The 19,028-nt window shown below is 73.5% G+C and carries 16 protein-coding genes; 10 read left to right on the top strand and 6 right to left on the bottom strand.

Translation table 11 applies throughout. The features are described 5' to 3' along the window. Positions 1-20: 20 nt before the first annotated feature. Both glpK (ABD241_RS00905) and ABD241_RS00900 read right to left on the bottom strand, forming a co-directional pair. Positions 21-1,535, bottom strand: a complete 1,515-nt coding sequence (gene glpK / locus ABD241_RS00905; protein ID WP_344057484.1) for a glycerol kinase GlpK — start codon at positions 1,533-1,535, stop codon at positions 21-23. Positions 1,536-1,695: 160 nt separating this feature from the next. Next, positions 1,696-2,544, bottom strand: a complete 849-nt coding sequence (locus ABD241_RS00900; protein ID WP_344057482.1) for an MIP/aquaporin family protein — start codon at positions 2,542-2,544, stop codon at positions 1,696-1,698. Positions 2,545-2,750: 206 nt separating this feature from the next. Between ABD241_RS00900 and ABD241_RS00895 the strand changes: the two genes are divergently transcribed. From ABD241_RS00895 to ABD241_RS00865, 7 genes are all read left to right on the top strand, one after another. Beyond that, the gene (locus ABD241_RS00895; protein WP_344057480.1) at positions 2,751-3,518 is read left to right on the top strand and encodes an IclR family transcriptional regulator; all 768 of its coding nucleotides are present in this window, start codon (positions 2,751-2,753) and stop codon (positions 3,516-3,518) included. Further along, the gene (glpK, locus tag ABD241_RS00890; protein WP_344057478.1) at positions 3,515-5,098 is read left to right on the top strand and encodes a glycerol kinase GlpK; all 1,584 of its coding nucleotides are present in this window, start codon (positions 3,515-3,517) and stop codon (positions 5,096-5,098) included. The genes ABD241_RS00895 and glpK (ABD241_RS00890) overlap by 4 nt, the downstream gene beginning before the upstream one ends. Position 5,099: 1 nt before the next feature. Further along, complete coding sequence (locus ABD241_RS00885) at positions 5,100-5,588, top strand: GNAT family N-acetyltransferase (protein ID WP_344057476.1); 489 nt, start codon at positions 5,100-5,102, stop codon at positions 5,586-5,588. Then, positions 5,589-7,022: a wax ester/triacylglycerol synthase family O-acyltransferase gene (locus ABD241_RS00880; protein ID WP_344057474.1), complete on the top strand. Its 1,434-nt coding sequence runs from the start codon at positions 5,589-5,591 to the stop codon at positions 7,020-7,022. Positions 7,023-7,032: 10 nt separating this feature from the next. Next, the gene (locus ABD241_RS00875) at positions 7,033-8,016 is read left to right on the top strand and encodes a quinone oxidoreductase family protein (protein WP_344057472.1); all 984 of its coding nucleotides are present in this window, start codon (positions 7,033-7,035) and stop codon (positions 8,014-8,016) included. Further along, positions 8,013-9,584 carry an amidohydrolase gene (locus tag ABD241_RS00870; RefSeq protein WP_344057470.1) on the top strand — a complete coding sequence of 524 codons (1,572 nt, stop codon included), beginning with the start codon at positions 8,013-8,015 and terminating at the stop codon, positions 9,582-9,584. Before ABD241_RS00875 ends, ABD241_RS00870 begins: the two co-directional genes overlap by 4 nt. A gap of 168 nt (positions 9,585-9,752) precedes the next feature. Then, positions 9,753-11,474, top strand: coding sequence for a sigma factor-like helix-turn-helix DNA-binding protein (locus tag ABD241_RS00865; RefSeq protein ID WP_344057468.1), 1,722 nt, complete (start codon positions 9,753-9,755; stop codon positions 11,472-11,474). Here the strand turns inward: ABD241_RS00865 and ABD241_RS00860 are convergent. The 4 genes from ABD241_RS00860 to ABD241_RS00845 are packed head-to-tail and all read right to left on the bottom strand — an operon-like array spanning position 11,471 to position 13,963. After that, on the bottom strand, positions 11,471-11,680 hold the full coding sequence (locus ABD241_RS00860) for a hypothetical protein (RefSeq protein WP_344057466.1): 210 nt from the start codon (positions 11,678-11,680) through the stop codon (positions 11,471-11,473). The genes ABD241_RS00865 and ABD241_RS00860 overlap by 4 nt on opposite strands. Positions 11,681-11,707: 27 nt before the next feature. After that, positions 11,708-12,061, bottom strand: a complete 354-nt coding sequence (locus ABD241_RS00855; RefSeq protein WP_344057464.1) for a hypothetical protein — start codon at positions 12,059-12,061, stop codon at positions 11,708-11,710. 10 nt (positions 12,062-12,071) lie between these two features. Then, on the bottom strand, positions 12,072-12,842 hold the full coding sequence (locus tag ABD241_RS00850; RefSeq protein ID WP_344057462.1) for an NUDIX hydrolase: 771 nt from the start codon (positions 12,840-12,842) through the stop codon (positions 12,072-12,074). Then, positions 12,839-13,963 carry a glycosyltransferase gene (locus ABD241_RS00845; RefSeq protein ID WP_344057460.1) on the bottom strand — a complete coding sequence of 375 codons (1,125 nt, stop codon included), beginning with the start codon at positions 13,961-13,963 and terminating at the stop codon, positions 12,839-12,841. Before ABD241_RS00845 ends, ABD241_RS00850 begins: the two co-directional genes overlap by 4 nt. A 35-nt stretch (positions 13,964-13,998) precedes the next feature. On the opposite strand from ABD241_RS00845, the gene ABD241_RS00840 reads away from it, so the two are divergent. From ABD241_RS00840 to ABD241_RS00830, 3 genes are all read left to right on the top strand, one after another. After that, positions 13,999-14,832, top strand: a complete 834-nt coding sequence (locus ABD241_RS00840; RefSeq protein WP_344057458.1) for a PIG-L deacetylase family protein — start codon at positions 13,999-14,001, stop codon at positions 14,830-14,832. A 183-nt stretch (positions 14,833-15,015) separates the two neighbouring features. Further along, positions 15,016-17,352 carry a heavy metal translocating P-type ATPase gene (locus ABD241_RS00835; protein WP_344057456.1) on the top strand — a complete coding sequence of 779 codons (2,337 nt, stop codon included), beginning with the start codon at positions 15,016-15,018 and terminating at the stop codon, positions 17,350-17,352. After that, positions 17,349-19,025, top strand: a complete 1,677-nt coding sequence (locus ABD241_RS00830) for a long-chain-fatty-acid--CoA ligase (RefSeq protein WP_344057454.1) — start codon at positions 17,349-17,351, stop codon at positions 19,023-19,025. The genes ABD241_RS00835 and ABD241_RS00830 overlap by 4 nt, the downstream gene beginning before the upstream one ends. The last annotated feature ends 3 nt before the right edge of the window (positions 19,026-19,028 follow it).

Genomic DNA, 19,028 nt, shown 5'->3' with positions numbered 1-19,028 from the left:
GGTCGCGTGGGTCTGCACGCTCACACCTCCACCCAGCCGAGGGTCCGCTCGACGGCCTTGCGCCACCCGCGGTAGCCCTCCTCGCGCTGCTCCTCGGTCCACGAGGGCTCCCACCGCTTGCTCTCGTTCCAGTTCTGGCGCAGCTCCTCGGGGGTCTCCCAGAAGCCGACGGCCAGCCCGGCGGCATACGCGGCGCCGAGGGCGGTCGTCTCGGCCACGACCGGCCGGCTGACGGAGACGCCGAGGACGTCGGCCTGGATCTGCATGCACAGGTCGTTGGCCGTCACGCCGCCGTCGACCTTGAGCACCTCGAGCTTGACGCCGGAGTCCTTCTCCATCGCGTCGGCGACGTCGCGGCTCTGGTAGCAGATCGCCTCGAGGGTCGCCCGGGCGATGTGCGCGTTGGTGTTGTAGCGCGACAGGCCGACGATCGCGCCGCGCGCGTCCGAGCGCCAGTACGGGGCGAAGAGGCCCGAGAAGGCGGGCACGAAGTAGCAGCCGCCGTTGTCGGGGACCTGCCGGGCCAGCGACTCGCTGTGGCTGGCGCCCTGGATGATGCCGAGCTGGTCGCGCAGCCACTGCACGGCCGAGCCGGTGACGGCGATCGACCCCTCGAGGGCGTAGACAGGCTTGGCGTCGCCGAACTGGTAGCAGACGGTCGTCAGCAGGCCGTTGTCCGAGCGCACCAGCTCCTCGCCGGTGTTGAGGAGCAGGAAGTTGCCGGTCCCGTAGGTGTTCTTGGCCTCGCCGGCGGACAGGCAGACCTGTCCCACCATGGCCGCCTGCTGGTCGCCGAGCGCGGCCGACAGCGGCACCTCCCCGCCGAGCGGCCCGTGGGCCAGCGTCTTGCCGTAGAAGCCGGGGTCCGAGGACGGCCGGATCTCCGGCAGCATCTGGCGCGGCACCCCGAAGATCGCGAGGAGCTCGTCGTCCCACTCGAGGGTCTCGAGGTCCATGAGCATCGTGCGGCTGGCGTTCGTCACGTCGGTGACGTGGACGCCGCCGTCGACGCCGCCGGTGAGGTTCCACAGCAGCCAGCTGTCGGTCGTGCCGAAGAGGGCGTCGCCGCGCTCGGCCGCCTCCCTGACCCCGGGCACGTTCTCGAGGATCCACTGGATCTTGCCGCCGGAGAAGTACGTGGCGGGCGGCAGCCCGGCGCGCTTGCGGATGAGCTGACCACGCTCGTCCTTGTCCAGCGCCGCGGCGATCTTGTCGGTGCGGGTGTCCTGCCAGACGATCGCGTTGTAGAAGGGACGGCCGGTCCGCTTGTTCCAGACCACGGTCGTCTCGCGCTGGTTGGTGATGCCGAGCGCCGCGAGGTCGGCGGCGCACAGGCCCTGGCTGTTCATCACCGTCTGCAGGACCGCGCTCGTGCGCTCCCAGATCTCCACGGGGTTGTGCTCGACCCAGCCGGGTTTGGGCATGATCTGCTGGTGCTCCAGCTGGTGCCGGGCCACCTCGTTGCCTCCGTGGTCGAAGATCATGAAGCGGGTGCTCGTGGTCCCCTGGTCCACCGCGCCGACGTAGTCAGCCATGTCAACTCCTCCTTGAGCTGGGTCCTGCATAGGTAAGTGTGGGTGTGCGTTGGGCGTGCGTACAGGCGTGCGTGTTCGTGTTCGTGTTCGTATGAGTGTGGTCGGTGGGCGTATGCGTGGTGCGGGCCGCGTGCGCCGGGCGCCCGTGGCGGCGGCTCCGTCAGGAGACGGTCGCGCGCTGCGGGTGGACGTGCGGTTCGCCGGACGGCACCTCGCCGACCTCGTTGGGCTCGTCGTCCTCGGGCAGGTGCCGCTCGAGCAGCCAGACGTAGGCGCCGGCTCCCAGGAGGCCACCGATGAAGGGGGCCACGATCGGCACCCAGAAGTAGAGCGCCCCGTTCTGGTCCTGGAAGGCGGTGCTGTAGCCGGTCAGGAACGAGGCGAGCCGGGGACCGAAGTCGCGCGCCGGGTTGATCGCGTAGCCGGCGTTGGTGCCCCACGCCATGCCGATCGCCACGACGATGAGGCCGATGATGAACGGCGCCATCCACTGCACCGGTGCACTGTTGCGCATGTCGGTCACGGCCAGCACGAGGAAGAGCAGGATCGCCGTGCCGATGACCTGGTCGATGAAGGCGGTGCCGATGCTGATGGGCAGCGAGCCGTTGCCGGGCAGCGTCGAGAAGATGCCCTGGGTGGCGATGGTGTGCCCCGGGTCGACGTTCGCGATGGCGTCGGCGTAGGCGAGGCGCACGACGAGCGCGGCGACGAAGGCGCCGGCGGTCTGGGCCAACGCGTACGGGACCACCTTGCGCCACTCGAAGCCCTTGAAGGCGGCGAGGGCGAGGGTGACGGCCGGGTTGAGGTGGGCGCCGCTGATGCGTGCGGCGACGTAGACGCCGAAGGTCACGCCGAGGCCCCAGGCCCAGGCGATCGAGTCGTGGTCACCGAGGCCCTTGCCGGTGACGACCTGGGCCACGACCCCCACCCCGAAGAGGATGAGGACCAGGGTGCCGAGGAACTCTGCCACCAGCTCCCCGGGAAGGGTGCGCTTGTGAGGAACGTCCATGTCGACTCCTTTGTCGTCGGAACTGTGGGAGCGAATCTGATTGCCGTTCGGGTTGATTGCCCACCGTGAGGGCAATGCCGGAAACGTACGGAGGACACGAGGGCCGGACAACGCGCGGCGTTCGCCATCGTCGAACCCGGCGCCGTTCGGCATCGCCGAACGGAGCGCCCCTTTCGGGACCTCTCGGACGGACCTAGGCTGAAAAGATGTCCGGTCCGGTGCAGTCGGTGGAGCGCGCGGCCGCCATCGTCCAGCTGCTCGCCTCCGAGGAGGAGCCGCTCGGGCTGGCCCAGATCGCCGCCGCCCTGTCCCTGGCGAAGACGACGGCGCACGGGCTGCTGGGCACCCTGTGCGACGTCCGGTTCGTGGAGAAGGACGACGCGGGTCTCTACCGGGTGGGGCGCGACCTGCTCCAGATCGGGTCGACCCGCCTCGACGCCAACGAGCTGCGGGCCCGAGCCCTCAACTGGACCGACGCCCTCGCGGCGCGAACGGGTGCCGCGGCCCGGGTCGCGATGTTCCGGGACGGCGATGCCGTGATCGCCCACCACGTGTTCGCGATCGGCTCGCAGCACCAGCTGCTCGAGACCGGCCGGCGGATCCCGCTCCACGCGACGGCCCTCGGCAAGGTGCTCCTGGCCTTCGACCCGGGCGCGGCGCGGACCGTGCTGGGCGGACCGCTGCCGAGCCTCACCTACCGCACCATCACCGAGCGGTCCGCCATCCTGCGCGAGCTCGCGGACATCCGTGACGCCGGGCGGGCCGTGTCGGTCGAGGAGTGCGAGCCCGACCTGGCCGGCATCGCCGCCCCCGTCCGCGACCGCGGCGGCTACGTCGTGGCCTCCATCGGCATCACCGGCAGCGTGGACGACCTCTGCGACTCCCGGCACCGGCCCCACCGCGCGCTCGAGGACGAGGTGCTGAGGGCCGCCCGTGCCGTCTCCGCCGAGTTCGGGCACGGGCGCACCTCGTGAGCGAGAGCTACGTCGCGGCCATCGACCAGGGCACGACCTCCACGCGGTGCCTCGTGTTCGACCACCACGGACGGCTCGTCGCCCTGGCCCAGCAGCAGCACACCCAGCACTTCCCGCGGCCCGGCTGGGTCGAGCACGACGCGGCCGAGATCTGGCGGATCGTGCAGCGCCTGCTGCCCGAAGCACTGCGCAACGGAGGGCTCGACGCCTCGCAGATCGTGTCCCTGGGCCTGACGAACCAGCGTGAGACGGTCGTGGTGTGGGACCGGCTGACGGGCGAGCCGGTGACCCCGGCCATCGTCTGGCAGGACACCCGCACCGGGCCGCTGCTCCCCCGGATCGCCGCCGAGATGGATGCCACCTCGATCCACGAGCGGACCGGGCTGCCCCTCGCCACCTACTTCACGGGCCCGAAGCTGCGCTGGCTGCTCGAGAGCGACGAGGACCTGCGCCGGCGCGCCGAGGCCGGTGAGCTGCTCCTCGGCACCATGGACACCTGGCTGCTGTGGAACCTCACGGGCGGTGTCCGGGGCGGGGTGCACTCCACCGACGTCACCAACGCCAGCCGCACCATGCTGATGAACCTTCAGACACTGCAGTGGGATCCGGAGCTCCTGGCCGTGATGCGCGTGCCCCGCGCCGCGCTGCCGCAGATCCGGCCAACGCTGGGAGACCACGGCACCACGACGGACCCCGTCGCCGGCATACCGGTGCGCGCCGTCATCGGCGACCAGCAGGCCTCGCTCTTCGGGCAGACGGCCTTCGAGTCCGGCGAGGCCAAGTGCACCTTCGGCACCGGCGCCTTCCTGCTGCTCAACACCGGGACCCAGCCGGTGGCCTCCTCGCACGGCCTCGTCACGACAGTCGCGCACCAGATCGAGGGAGAGCCGACCGTCTACGCGCTCGAGGGGTCGGTCGCCATCGCCGGCGCCCTCGTCGAGTGGTGCCGCGAGAGCCTGGGGCTCATCCGGTCCCCGGCCGAGATCGAGACGCTCGCGACCTCCGTCGACGACAACGGGGGCTGCTTCGTCGTCCCGGCCTTCGCCGGCCTCTACGCCCCGCACTGGGAGAGCCGCGCCCAGGGCATCGTCGCCGGCCTGACCGCCTACATCACCAAGGGCCACATCGCCCGCGCGGTCCTCGAGGCCGTCGCGCTGCAGACCCAGGAGGTGCTGGCCGCGATGAACAGCGACGCCGGGCTGGCGCTGCGCAGCGTCGCCGTCGACGGCGGCATGACGAGCAACAACCTGCTCATGCAGACGGTCGCGGACCTGCTCGACGTGCCGGTGGTCCGGCCCATGATGGCCGAGACGGTCGCCCTCGGTGCGGCCTACGCAGCCGGGCTCGCGGCCGGCTACTGGTCGGACCAGCAGGTGCTGCGCCGGCAGTGGCACCGGGCCGCGGAGTGGAGCCCCGCGATGGAGCCGGCCCGCCGGGCAGAGATGCTCGAACGCTGGTCGCGTGCCATCGAGCTGTCCGTCGCCTGGGGTCGGCCACGAGCCCGGACCACGGACGCAGACCTGGCCGTCCCGCCCGCGGGCCTGGCAGCGGCCCACGGGCGCAGGGTCGAGGATGGGTGACGTGACCGACTACGACATCCGGGACGCCACCGTCTCCGACGTGCCCGACCTCATCCGCCTCGTGCAGGGCCTCGCCGCCTACGAGAAGGAGCCCGACTCCGCCACCGCGACGCCCCAGCAGTTCCGCGAGGCGCTCTTCCCTGCCCAGGGCGACCCGACGGCATACGCCCTCGTGGGCGTGCGGGAGGACAGGGTCGTGGCGATGGCGATCTGGTTCCGCAGTTTCTCGACGTGGACGGGGCAGGCCGGCATCTGGCTCGAGGACCTCTTCGTCGATCCGGAGCAGCGCGGGCTCGGGATCGGCAAGGCGCTGCTCTCGCGCCTCGCCGCCATCTGCGTCGAGCGTGGGTGGACCCGGCTGGAGTGGACGGTGCTCGACTGGAACACCCCGTCGATCGAGTTCTACCGGGCGCACGGCGCAGCCCCGCTCGACGAGTGGACGACCTTCCGCGTCGACGGACCCGCGCTCTCCGTGCTGGCAGGCACGTAAGTGCCGCGGCGCTCGCGCCCGATGGGCTCGGCCGACATCCTCTGGCTCACCATGGACCGGCCCACCAACCTCATGGTCATCGTCTCGGTGGTGCTGCTCGAGAGGGTCCCGGACTGGGACCGCGTGCTCGGCGTCATCCGGGAGAGGATCGTCGAGCCATACCCCGTGTTCAGCCAGCGCGCCGTCCGCAGCCGCGGCCCCCTCGCCCGCCATCGGTGGCAGGACGACCCCGCCTTCGACCTCGAGCGGCACGTGCGCCGGGCGACCCTTCCCGCGGGGGCGACGGACGCGGACCTGCAGGCCTACATCGAGGACCACCTGACCCAGCCCCTCGACCGCACCCGGGCGATGTGGGAGGTGCATCTCGTCGACGGTCCTGCGGACGGTGCCGCGCTCGTCTTCCGCATCCACCACGCGCTCGCCGACGGCATAGCCCTCACCCGCGTCCTGCTCGGCCTGACCGAGGATGCCGACGGCCGACCCGGCGACCTCCTCGGGGCGGCGTCGGCTGAGCCCGCTCCCCCGCTGCCGCCGCCCGGGACGCGCCCGGGCGCCGTCGCCGCCGCGTCCCGACTGGTCCTCACGGCGGCGCGCGTGGGATGGAGGCGCCTGCGCGCCAAGGGGGTGGGCGCGACCCTCACGGACGTCGCCGGCACCACCCTGCGCACCGGCCAGGTCGTCTCGGACCTGTTGCTGACCACGAACCCCGCGAGCGCGGTGGGCGGTGAACCGGGGCGGCGCAAGCGCATCGTGTGGACGACGCCGCTCCCACTTCCCGGCCTGAAGCAGGCCGGCCGGCTCGTCGGAGCCACGCTCAACGACGTGCTGCTCAGCGCTGTCGCCGGCGCCCTGCACACCTACCAGGCCGAGCGGGGCCTACACCCGGTCGACCTGGTCACGATGGTGCCGGTCAACGTCCGCCCCCTCGACGAGCCGCTGCCCCGCGAGCTCGGCAACCGCTTCGCCCTGCTCTTCCTGCGCTTCCCGAGCCGGGACGCCACGCCACTCGGTCGCCTCGCGCTGTCCAAGGCGCGGATGGACTGGCTCAAGGCCTCACCGGAGGCGGCGCTCACCTTCGCCCTCATCTCGGTCATCGGCCACCTGCCCGCCCGGCTCGAGCGCAGAGTTGTCGACTTCTTCGCCGACAAGGCGATCGGCGTGACGACGAACGTCGCCGGCCCGCGGGAGCTGCGCCACCTGGCGGGCGTCCCCGTGACGGGCGTGCTCGGGTGGGTGCCCGGGTCGGGTCGCCACACGCTGGGGTTCTGCATCGTCACCTACGACGACGCGGTGCGCATCGGTGTCATGGCCGACGAGGGGAGGGTCACCGACCCCGAGGCGCTGCTCGCGGCCCTCGAGGACGAGGTCGCCCTGCTCGTGCGTATCGGGGCTGCGGGCGACGCCGCCCCCGGACGGAGGCGGCCCCGGTCGTAGGGTGGCGAGCATGAACCGTGCGACCAGCGTCTTCGTCTCCGAGCCCGGCGACCGCAGCGTCCTGCAGGTCCGCGACCACGACCTCCCCGACCCCTCCGAGGGCGAGGTCCAGGTCGAGGTGGCCGCGGCCGGAGTCAACTTCATCGACGTCTACAAGCGCCAGGGCGTCTACCCCGTGCCCACGCCGTTCGTCCTCGGCGAGGAGGGTGCCGGAACCGTCACCGCCGTGGGACCCGGCGTGTCGGACCATGCCGTCGGCGACCGCGTCGCGTGGTGCCAGTCCGCCGGGAGCGAGTCGACGCTGGTCAACAAGCCGGCCCGCCTGCTCGTCCCCGTCCCCGACGGCGTCGACCTCGAGGTGGCCGCCGCGGCGATGCTGCAGGGCCTCACCGCCCACTACCTCGTCACGAGCACGTATGCCGTGGGCCCCGGTGACGTCGCCCTCGTGCACGCCGCCGCCGGCGGGGTCGGGCAGCTCCTCGTCCAGATGGTCACCGCCCGCGGTGCCACGGTGGTCGCCACGGCCGGGTCCGACGAGAAGCTCGAGATCGCAAGGGCGCTCGGCGCCCAGCACCTCATCAACTACGAGACCGTCGACGACCTCGCCGCAGCGGTCCGGGACGCCGCCGGGCGCGGCGTCGACGTCGCGTACGACGGGGTCGGCAAGGCGACCTTCGACGCGTCGCTCGCCTCGCTGCGCCCGCGCGGCATGATGGTCCTCTTCGGTGGCGCGAGCGGCCAGGTGCCGCCCTTCGACATCCAGCGCCTCAACAGCGGCGGGTCGCTCTTCCTCACCCGCCCGACGCTCGGTCACTACGTCGCCGAGCGTGAGGAGTTCGAGTGGCGGGCGCGCGAGGTGCTCGGCGCGGTCGCCGACGGCTCGCTGAAGATCGACATCGGCGGGCGCTACCCGCTCACCGAGGCCGCCGCCGCGTACGAGGCGCTCGAGGGCCGGCGCACCACCGGCAAGCTCATCCTGGTGCCCACCGCATGAGCCGCACGCTCTTCCGGCACGACCACATCTGGACCGGCGACAGCGCGCGCCCCTGGACGCATGGCCTCCTCGTCGAGGACGGCGTCGTCGTCGCCGTCGGCGACGAGGCGGTCGAGAGGGCGGGCTCGGGCGCCACGACGGTGGACCTGCCGGGTGCGCTGGTCATGCCGGGCCTGCACGACGCCCACATCCACACCGAGTGGCTCTCGCGCGACCTGTCGTCGGTCGACCTGCGCGAGGCACGGTCCCTCGAGGAGGCGCTCGAGCTGGTCCGCGCCCACGCCGAGACGCTCCCCGAGGGCGAGTGGCTGCACAGCGGCCGCTGGAACCACAACCGGTGGCGCGTGCCGAAGCAGCCCGACCGCCACGCCCTGGACCTCGTGGCCCCCGACCGGGTGGCCGCCCTGTCCAGCGTCGACGGCCACACGATCTGGGCGAACTCCCTTGCGCTGCAACGGGCCGGCATCACCCGTGACACCCCCGACCCGGTCGGCGGCGAGATCGAGCGCGACGAGTCCGGCGAGCCCACCGGCATCCTGCGCGAGTCGGCGCAGGAGCTGCTCGACGTCATCCCGCGCGAGGAGTCACCGCTGCGGCCGTGGCTCGAGCGGTGCCAGGAGTGGCTGCTCTCCGTAGGCCTCACCAGCATCACCGACATCGACGGCGAGGACGCCCGTAGGGACTACGCGGCGATGCACGAGGACGGGGCCCTGCGACTGCGGGTCACCAAGTGCACCCGCGACGGCGACCTCGAGCTCGCCATCGCCGAGGGCCGGCGCTCGGGGCAGGGCGACGCCCGCTTCCGGGTGGGTCCGGTCAAGTTCTTCAGCGACGGCGCCCTCGGCTCGCACACCGCGCACATGACCGAGCCCTTCCTCGGCCACGAGGGCTGCGGCATCGCGGCCATGCCCTACGAGGTGCTGCTGGAGCGAACCCTGCTGGCGGCGCGGTCGGGGCTCGACGTCATCACCCACGCCATCGGCGACGAGGCCAACCGCCTCGTCCTCGACACGTTCGAGGTCGTCCGTGGCGAGGGCCTCGACACGCTGCTGCGCATCGAGCACGCCCAGCACGTGCGCCCGGTGGACGTCCCGCGCTTCCGGTCGCTCGACGTCGTGGCCTCCATGCAGCCGAGCCACTGCACGGCCGACCTCGAGCTGGCCGACGAGATCATCGGCCCACGGCGGCTGGCGTCGTATGCGTGGCGCACCTTCCTCGACGCCCGCGTGCGGGTCGCCTTCGGCTCGGACGCACCCGTCGAGGACCCCAACCCCTTCTACGGGCTGCACGCGGCCGTCACCCGCCAGCGTCCCGACGGGCACCCGCTCGGGGGCTGGCGGCCGGAGGAAAAGGTCACGCTCACCGAGGCCGTGCACGCCTTCACCGTGGCTGCCCACGAGTCGGTGGGGCGCACCGACGTCGGCCGTCTCGTGCCCGGCCAGCTGGCCGACCTCGTCGCGGTCGACCGTGACGTGTGGGCCCTCGAGCAGTCATCCCCCGCCGAGATCCGCGACGCCGTCGTGCTCCAGACCTGGGTGGGCGGGGACCTGGCCTTCGAGCGCTCGTAGCAGGCGGCATACGGCACACGGCCCGCTCGACACACCAAGCCGGACGTGCCCGCCGCCGCCGAGCCCGCAGCTCGGCGGCGGCGGGCACTTCGTGTGTCCGGCGGGACTGGCGCCCTCGGGGGCTGTGCTGGAGCGGTGACTGCGCCCATCCTTGTGGGAGGAGGGCGTATGCGCGGGATCGACGCGGACTTCGCCGGCTGGGTGCGTGGACGGCAGCTGGGCCTGCTCCGTGGCGCCTGGCTGGTCACCGGCGACGACCGCCGGGCCGAGGAGGTCGTGCTGAGCGCCCTCACCGGCCTCGCCCGCCGCTGGGGCCACCTCGGCGAGGCGCCACCCGAGGCGTTCGTCCGCGCCCGCGTCCACCGCGAGGCGGTGGCGGAGGCGGAGGAGGTCGCGGCGGCCGGTGGCGGCCCCGCTCCCGGGCTCGCACTCCTGGCCCTGCTCCCACCCCGGGAGCGCGCGGTGCTGGTGCTGCGCTGCCTCGAGGGGCGGTCGGTCGACGAGACCGCCGAGGCGCTGGGGCTCGTCCACCGGCGGGTCCGGGAGGCGGAGAGCGCCGCGCGGCTCGCGCTGGCCCCCGCGGACGGTGCGGCGCCGACCCCGCTGGAGGTCCGGGCCCTGCTGGAGGAGCTGGGCGCCCGCGTCCGCGAGGTCGAGCTCGCCGACCGGGCCTGGCAGCAGGCGCTCCTGCAGCGGTCCTCGGCACGCCGCCGGGTGCTCTCGACACTCGTCGTGGCGGCCCTTGCGGCAGCGGGGCTCTGGGTCGGCGGGCGCGGTGCCACTGTCCCGCACGACGCCGCCACGGACCGCCTGAGCGGGCTGACGGGCCTCACCGGCGTGCGCGGGCTCGGGGGGCCGGCGACGGTCGGCCTCACCCCCGTCCCGCAGGCCGCCGAGGCGGTCTGGCACACCACGACCGACGGCCTGAAGTACGTCGTGGCGCCTCCGGCGGGCACCGAGGCGAGCCAGCCGCAGCTGGACACGGGCCTCGCCGAGGTCATCGACCCCGACCGCCTCCACCAGCTCGCGAGCAGCCGGCGACCCAGCGGGCTCGAGTCGCTCGGGGACGCGGTCTACCTCGAGGAGCGCTCACCCGGGCGGTGGGTCCCGGTCGTCGTGTGGGGCGACGGCCAGCTGTTCACCCTCGACACGGTGTCGCTGACCGGGCTGCGGTCCGGGACGGGCCTGCCCCGGCCGCCGCTGGACGTATGGGCCTTCTCGGCCGACAAGACGTCGCTGGCCTTCCCCCAGCCGGGCGGAGTCGTGGTCGTCGACGTGGGCACCCGTTCGGCGCACACCGTCCCAATCCCGTCGCCGGACCTGCAGTGGGCGGGCTGGCTGGGTGGCTACCTCCGCGCCGGATCGACGGAGGGCACCTGGTCCCCGGGGCTCTCCCCGCGCTGGCCCGCACCGGACCCTCCCCGCAGCCCCGGAGCCCGCGAGTTCCGGGTGCAGAAAGGGCAGACGGTCCTCGACGAGCACTCCCCCGACGTCTCGGCCCGGGCCATCCCCGTCGGCTGGCCGCAGACGCACCCGCTCGGCGAGACCGTGTCGGACGCCGCGCAGTACGCGTCCGCCTTCACCCTCGCTGCCGGCGACGGGCCGCCGCTGCAGGCGGTGGATCCCCGCACGGTCATCGTGGCGACGAACAGGCACGGCTACCAGCGCATGCTGGTCTTCGGGGACGAGCAGCCCCGCGACCCGGACTGCTGCACCGTGCTCGGGTGGACGGTGCGTCACGAGGTGCTCTACCTGTCGGTCGCTCCCAGCGGCACGTGGATCATGGGCTGGGACCCCGACACCGGCATCGTGCACCGGGTCACGCACTTCCTCACGTCGGCCTCGGTGCCTCCGGTCATCGCGCTCGGGGCGCGCTTCACCGTGGGCTAGCGGGGCACGAGCGCGAGCATCAGCGTCGCGAACCACGTCAGCGCGGCCACCGCGAGCAGGAAGAACCCGATGACCGCCATGTTGCCCGCCCCGTCGGCGCGCGACCGGCGGCGGCGGTGACGGCCCAGCACCACCAGGGTCACCCCGGCGACCACCCACACCAGTCCGATGAGCAGGCCGGCGAGAACGCCTGCGTCCCAGTGCATCTCAGTAACCGCCTTCGGGTGCCGGCGTCACCAGAGGGTGGCGACGAGCACGTTGACGACGGCGCCGCCACCGGCGACGTCGAGCAGGCTGCCCGTGTCGCGGCCCTTGCGACCGCGGGCCGCGCCGATCTCGGCGGCGGTGAGCACGACGAGCGCGATCACGAGCTTGACCGCGATCTTGGTGTTGTTCACGTGGTGCTCGTCGTCCTTGATCGCCTCGGCCACACCGACGAGCGCCAGCCCCGTCACGACCTGTGCCCGTGCCCCCCAGAGGATCGGCGCGACGACGGTGCGGCCCGACCGGACGGCGATCCAGCCGCCCACGACCGCGGCCATGCCGAGCAGGTGGAGGGCGACGAGGAGGTTGTAGACGAGGTCCATGGCCGACATCCTACGGAGCGTCGTACGCCGCCCCGCCGGCCCCCTTCGGACGGCGGAGGTGGTCCGCCGGTGCTGGCTGCGCGGGGTCCTCGAGCAGGCCCAGACCGCGCCACGAGGCGCTCAGCCGGTAGTCGCCGAGGCGCTCGGCCGGCACCCAACGGGCGTCCGCCGTCGTGCCGCCGACATCGTGGACGACGACGTCCGTGGGCTCGGGACACGTTGCGGCATAGACGATCCGGACGGCGTGGAAGTCCTCCAGGACCCCCGACGGCGCCCGCCCGACCCAGTGCTGCGACTGCACGACGACGAGCTCGCCGAGCTCGATCCGCTGGCCCGTCTCCTCCCACACCTCACGGTGCACGCCCTCGACCGGCGACTCGCCCTCCTCGAGACCGCCACCGGGAAGGCCCCAATCCCCCGACACGTGCGTCTGCGAGCTGAACTGCGTCAGCAGCAGGCCGCGCTCGCTCCGCACCACCGCATAGGTCGCCACCCGCTGGAAGGGCTCGCCCACCTCGTCGTCCCCGACGCCGGGGTCGCGCCGGACCCGCGCCTCGCGGTCCGGCCGAGGCCGTATGCCGTCCGGCTCGCTCACGTGGAAGGCCAGCTCGAGCGCCCCGTCGTCGTGGACGGTCGCGAAGGCCGGGGACTCGATGAGCCATCCCGCCTGGGCCAAGACGACGTCAGGGTGCTCGCCGTGGCGCAGCCGTGCCTCGGCGACGCGGTCGCCTCCAGCGGTGAGGGCGACGACGCGCAGCCCTCCCGGCACGTTGGTCCTCATCGGCGCACCAGGCCGACCGCTCGCTCGTACTCGGCCACGGCCAGTGCGGCGACGTTCGGCCAGTCCTGCGTGGGCTGGTGCGCGACGTTCCAGGCGCGCATGCGTGCCACCGCCTGGGGTTCGGCGGCCAGTCTCGCAATCGCTTCTGCCATCTCCGAGTCGCTCGACACCACAAGGCCGTTGACTCCGTGGGTGACGAACTCGCCGATGCCGGAGCCCGATCGCGCGATGACCGGCAGGCCCACGGTCCGCGCCTCGAGGGCTGCGATGCCGAACGACTCGAGACGTGCGGGCGACAGGTAGACGTCGGCGGCGGCATACCTCTGGCGCAGCTCGTCGCGCGACACCCGGCCCGGGAGGGACACCCAGTCGAGGCCACGCCGGCGCACCAGGGCCTCGACCTTGCGACGGTCGGGTCCCTCGCCGAGGATCGTCAGGGTCACCGAGCAGCGACCGGCGGTGCGCGCCGCGTCGGCGACGAGCTCGACGAGCGCGGTGGGCCGCTTGCGCGCGGCCAGCCGCATCGCGGTGACGAGGCGGAGCGGTCCCGGCTCTCGGGGAACGGCGCCCACGGTCCAGCGCCCGACGTCGATGCCGTTGGGGAGCACGCCGACCGTGCTCGCGGGACCGAGGAGGCGGCGCAGCGGCGCGGCGGCGACGTCCGAGACCGCCGACATGGCAACGCCCCTGGCCGCCCAACGCCGCACGAAACCGGCCACGCGGAAGGCCGGCGCGACGCCCGCGAGCATGCAGTGCCACGTCATCGCCGTCGGCAGGCCGATCCCGAGGGCGACCCGCGTCGCGTCCCAGGCGAACGGGGAGACGACCCCGGTCTGGACATGCGCGACGTCGAAGCCGCCCTCCGCCAGCCGCCGGCGCAGCTCGGCCGGCGCGAACGGGTTGACGGGCAGCTCCCACGGCATCCGGGCAGCCATCCGGTGCACGGGGACGCCGTCGACGACCGTCACGGCACCGTGCATCTCCCCCTGGCTCCCGCGCGTGGCGGTGAAGACCTCCACGTCGTGACCGGCCAGGCGGAGGTGCTGCGCGAGGTCGTGCGTCTGCACCTCGATCCCACCCAGCCTGGGCAGGTAACAGTCGGACAGGAGCGCCACCTTCACGGGAGACACTGTGCCATGCGCCAAGATGGGTGACTGTGCCCCACACGCTCCTCGCCTTCCACGCGCACCCCGACGACGAGGCCCTGCTGACCTCGGGGACGATGGCACGAGCCGCGGCAGAGGGGCACCGCGTCATCGTCGTGGTCGCGACCGACGGCGAGCTGGGGCTCGCCGCACGTGAGTTCACCGCTGACGGCACCTCGCCCGGAACCCTGGCCGCAGCCCGGATGGACGAGCTGCGCGCGAGCGCCCGAGCCCTCGGGGTGGCGCGGATCGAGCACCTCGGCTACGCCGACAGCGGGCTCGGGCCGGAAGTCGCGCCGGACCCTACCGGCACGACGCGGTTCGTGCGCGCCGACGTCGAGGAGGCCGCCGGCCGGCTGGCCGAGATCCTGGTCGAGGAGCAGGTCGACGTCCTGCTGCACTACGAACCGAACGGGGGCTACGGCCACCCGGACCACAAGCAGGTCCACGTGGTCGGTCGTCGCGCGGCCGAGCTGGCCGGCACGCCGCGGGTGCTCGAGGCGACCGTGCCGCGTGACGCGATCTGCCGGGCCATCGACCTCGTCGCGAAGGTCTACCGCTTCCCTCCGGAGTTCGACCGCTCGAGCTTCGACCGGGCCTTCTCGGCACGAGGTGAGATCACCCACCGGATCAACGTCCGCCGCCACATCGCCGCCAAGCGCGCCTCGATGCGCGCCCACGCCTCCCAGGCCAGTGCTGACGGTGGCGCGGACCGTACCCTCGCCGCCTTCCTGCGCATCCCGCGGCCGCTCTACGACCTCGTCTTCGGGCGGGAGTGGTTCGTCGACCGGTCGCTGCCGCCCGGGTCCGCGATCCGTCGGGACGTCTTCGCCGACCTCCCCTGAGCGGCAGGTCGTGGCCTCTTGACGGGTGAGGAGCGGCAGGTCGTGGCCTCTCGACGGGTGAGGAGCGGCAGGTCGTGGCCTCTCGACGGGTGAGGAGCGGCAACACGTGGCCTCTCGACGGGTGGGGTGTGAGTCGGGTCCCCATCGGCCGCCGGTGGCTCGCCCGCGGCGGAGAATGGACGTGTGAGCTGGTGGCGTCGCCGCGCGGCCGCGGTCTTCTTCGCCACGTCGGCCCTGCTCCTGGCCGCCGGCGTGGTGGCCGCCGTCGCCGGCGCCGACCGCGCCTCGCAGATCCTGTGGGTGTCGGCGACGCTGCTGGGACTGGCCCTGTCGCTGCTGTGGACGGTGCGATCCGTCGCGGACCGGCGCCCGACGGTCGACGTCATCGCCGTGCTGGCCCTCGCCGGGGCCCTGTGGGTGGGTGAGCCGTTCGCCGGCGCCATGGTGACCGTCATGCTGGCCACCGGCCGGCTGCTCGAGGAGCGGGCCGCCGCGCGCGCCGACCGGGAGCTCCGGCTGCTCGTCGAGCGCACCCCGCGCACGGCCCGGCGTCGCCGCGGGGACGGCGTCGACGGCATACCCGTCGAGGAGGTGGCACCCGGCGACGTGCTCGTCGTGGGCACCGGCGAGGTCGTGCCGGTGGACGGGCGGCTCCTCGGGCCGGCCACCTTCGACGAGTCGGCGCTCACCGGTGAGCCGATGCCGGTGGAGCGCCCGACCGGCGACGACGTGCGCAGCGGCGTCGTCAACGCCGGTCCCCCGGTCGACCTCGTCGCCACCTCCACCGCGTCGGCGTCGACCTACGCGAACGTCGTGCGCCTCGTCGAGCAGGCAGCCGCCACCTCGGCGCCGTTCGTGCGCACGGCCGACCGGTTCGCCGTGCTCTTCGTCCCGCTCACGCTGGTCGTCGCGGGCATCGCCTGGGCGCTCGGCGGCGGGCCCCTGCGAGCCGTGGCCGTGCTGGTGGTCGCGACCCCGTGTCCGCTGCTGCTCGCCGCCCCGGTCGCGATCATGTCGGGCCTGTCCCGCGCCTCCCGGATCGGCGTGGTCGTCAAGGGAGGGGCGGCCCTCGAGGCGCTGGCGGCCGGGGAGGTCGTCCTCTTCGACAAGACCGGCACGCTGACCCACGGCCGGCCCGAGCTCACCTCGGTGGTCGTCGCCCCCCACGCCCCGCCGGCCTCGGAGGTGCTGCGGCTCGCCGCCTCCCTCGACCAGGTCTCGCCGCACCCTCTCGCGAGCGCCCTGGTGAGCGCCGCCCGGGCGCGGGGACTGCACCTCGACCTGCCCAGCGAGGTCCGCGAGGTGCACGGCTACGGCCTGGAGGGACGCGTCGGGTCGAGCTCGGTACGCCTGGGCAAGGCGCGCTGGATCGTCGAGGACCTCGACGCCTCCGCATCCTCCGATGCGCACGGGACCGCCGAGCCGCCGTGGCTGCGGCAGGTGCGCCGGCGTGCCGCCCTCGACGGCTGCCTCACCGTCTTCGCGGCCGTCGACGGGCGCCCCGCCGGCGCGTTCCTGCTCGAGGACCCCGTCCGGGCCGACGCCCCCCGGATGGTGCAAGCCCTGCGTGACGCCGGCATCCGGCGGACCGTCCTCGTCACCGGCGACCGCGCCGACATCGCCGAGACCGTCGGCCGGATCGTCGGGGTCGACACCGTGCTGGGCGACCGCGACCCCGCCGACAAGCTGGCCGCCATCCAGGACGAGTCGGCGAGCGCGCACACGATCATGGTCGGCGACGGCGTCAACGACGCGCCGGCCCTCGCGGCAGCCGGCGTGGGCGTCGCCCTCGCCGCCCGTGGGGCCACCGCGTCGTCCGAGGCCGCGGACGTCGTGCTCACCGTCGACCGGGTGGACGCCCTCGCGGACGCCATGATCATCGCCCGGCGGTCGCGACGGATCGCGCTCCAGGCCGTCCTCGTCGGCATGGGCCTCTCCCTCGTCGCGATGGTGGTCGCGGCGGCGGGGCTGCTGCCCCCGGCGGCCGGCGCCGTGCTCCAGGAGGGCATCGACCTGCTCGCCATCGGCATCGCCCTGCGGGCCCTGCTCCCGAGCAGGCTGCACACCGTGCGCATGTCGCCGGAGGACGTCGCCACCGCCCGCCGGCTCCGTGACGGGCACGACCGCGTCATCGAGGCCGTCGAGCAGATCCGCACCGTGGCCGACGGCCTGCACACGCGCGACTGCCGGTTGGAGCCCGTGCAGGACCTCCTCGACCGGCTCGAGGGCGAGCTCGTCCCGCACGAGCGGGCCGACGAGGAGGAGCTCATGCCCCTCGTCGCCCGCGCCCTCGGCCCGTCGGCCACCACCACGATGCGGCGCGCCCACGCCGAGATCGAGCACCAGGTGGGCAGGCTGCGTCGGCTGCTCGAGGGCATCGAACCGGGGTACGTTGCCCCGGAGGACGTCACCGAGCTGCGCCGCCTGCTCTACGGGCTGTATGCCGTGTGCCGGCTCCACAACAGCCAGGAGGAGCAGGACGCGTTCGCGCTCGTCCCTGCAGAGCGGAGAAGCGGATGACGGCCGGGCTCGAGCGCACGTGGGTGGCCCACTACGCCGAAGGGGTGCCCACCGAGATCGAGCCTCCGGACTCCTCCCTCGTCGACCTGCTGACGCAGGCGGCGACGGCCTACGGGCCGCGCCCGGCCCTCGAGTTCTTCGGCGCCGAGACGACCTATGCCGAGCTCCGCGCCCAGGTGGACCGCGCCGCCGAGGGCCTGCGCCGCCTCGGCGTGGGTGCCGGCGACCGCGTCGCCCTCGTGCTGCCGAACTGTCCCCAGCACATCGTCGCCTTCTACGCGGTGCTGCGTCTCGGGGCGGTCGTCGTCGAGCACAACCCGCTCTACACCGCGACGGAGATGGCCCACCAGCTCGCCGACCACGGCGCCACCGTCGCCGTCGTCTGGGACCGGGTGGCGCCAACGGTCACGGGGCTGCCGGAGGCCCCGCAGGTCGTCGCCGTCGACCTCACAGCGGCGATGCCCTGGACCAAGCGGGCCGCCCTGCGCCTGCCGGTCCGTCGGGCCAGGGGGCTGCGCGCCCAGCTGACCGCCGCCGCACCCGGGACCGTCCCCTGGCGCGAGCTGCTCGAGCACGGGCCGCTCGATCCGTCCGTGCCCGGTCCGGGCGTGGACGACCTGGCCGCGATCCAGTACACGAGCGGCACGACCGGCCGGCCCAAGGGCGCCATGCTCAGCCACCGCAACCTCGTCGCCAACGCGGCCCAGGGCCGGGCCTGGGTGCCCGGGCTCACCCCCGGCCACGAGGTCGTGTATGCCGTCCTGCCGATGTTCCACGCGTACGGCCTCACCCTCTGCCTGACCTTCGCGATGAGCATCGGCGCGCGGCTCGTGCTCTTCCCCAGGTTCGACGTCGACCTCGTGCTGGCCGCCGCGAAGAAGCACCCGCCGACGTTCCTGCCCGCCGTACCGCCGATCTACCAGCGCCTCGCCGTCGCCGCCCGCGAGCGCGGCATCGACCTCACCGCGACGCGCTTCTCGATCTCGGGGGCCATGCCCCTCCCGCGGGAGACGCTGGAGCTGTGGGAGGAGGTCACGGGCGGACTCCTCGTCGAGGGCTACGGGCTGACCGAGACGTCACCGGTCGCCATCGGCAACCCGATCGGCCTGGAACGCCGGCCGGGCGCCGTCGGCGTCCCTTTCCCCAGCACCGACATCCGGGTCGTCGACCCCGACGACCCGACGCGCGACCGTCCACCCGGTGAGCGCGGCGAGCTGCTCATCCGCGGGCCGCAGGTGTTCGGCGGCTACTGGAACCGGCCCGAGGAGACCGCGGCCTCCCTGCTCGACGGCGGGTGGTTCCGCACGGGCGACATCGTCACCGTCGACCCCGACGGGTTCGTCTCGGTCGTCGACCGGATCAAGGAGCTCATCATCACCGGCGGCTTCAACGTCATGCCCTCGGAGGTCGAGGAGGCGGTACGCACCGTGCCCGGCGTCACCGACGCGGCCGTCGTCGGCCTGCCCAGGCCCGACGGCAGCGAGGAGCTGGTGGCCGTCGTGACGACCGAGCCGGGCGCGGAGGTCGACCTCGAGGCCGTCCAGGCCCGGTGCCGGTCACAGCTCGCCGCCTACAAGGTCCCCCGGCGCGTGGTCGTCGTCGACGAGCTGCCCCGGTCGCTGCTGGGCAAGGTGCTGCGCCGCCAGGTCCGCGACTCGCTCCTCGAGGGCTGAGCG

Source organism: Terrabacter lapilli, from assembly GCF_039531305.1.
Classification (GTDB): domain Bacteria; phylum Actinomycetota; class Actinomycetes; order Actinomycetales; family Dermatophilaceae; genus Terrabacter; species Terrabacter lapilli.
The sequence above is the reverse complement of the archived record's forward strand: the minus strand, read 5'-3'. Positions and strand labels throughout refer to the sequence as shown.

What these genes read in the sequence shown, in the direction of transcription:
- glpK (WP_344057484.1), bottom strand. Translation starts at nt 1,535, where the DNA reads ATGGCTGACTACGTCGGCGCGGTGGACCAGGGGACCACGAGCACCCGC.
- ABD241_RS00900 (WP_344057482.1), bottom strand. Translation starts at nt 2,544, where the DNA reads ATGGACGTTCCTCACAAGCGCACCCTTCCCGGGGAGCTGGTGGCAGAG.
- ABD241_RS00895 (WP_344057480.1), top strand. Translation starts at nt 2,751, where the DNA reads ATGTCCGGTCCGGTGCAGTCGGTGGAGCGCGCGGCCGCCATCGTCCAG.
- ABD241_RS00875 (WP_344057472.1), top strand. Translation starts at nt 7,033, where the DNA reads ATGAACCGTGCGACCAGCGTCTTCGTCTCCGAGCCCGGCGACCGCAGC.
- ABD241_RS00870 (WP_344057470.1), top strand. Translation starts at nt 8,013, where the DNA reads ATGAGCCGCACGCTCTTCCGGCACGACCACATCTGGACCGGCGACAGC.
- ABD241_RS00865 (WP_344057468.1), top strand. Translation starts at nt 9,753, where the DNA reads ATGCGCGGGATCGACGCGGACTTCGCCGGCTGGGTGCGTGGACGGCAG.
- ABD241_RS00860 (WP_344057466.1), bottom strand. Translation starts at nt 11,680, where the DNA reads ATGCACTGGGACGCAGGCGTTCTCGCCGGCCTGCTCATCGGACTGGTG.
- ABD241_RS00855 (WP_344057464.1), bottom strand. Translation starts at nt 12,061, where the DNA reads ATGGACCTCGTCTACAACCTCCTCGTCGCCCTCCACCTGCTCGGCATG.
- ABD241_RS00850 (WP_344057462.1), bottom strand. Translation starts at nt 12,842, where the DNA reads ATGAGGACCAACGTGCCGGGAGGGCTGCGCGTCGTCGCCCTCACCGCT.
- ABD241_RS00830 (WP_344057454.1), top strand. Translation starts at nt 17,349, where the DNA reads ATGACGGCCGGGCTCGAGCGCACGTGGGTGGCCCACTACGCCGAAGGG.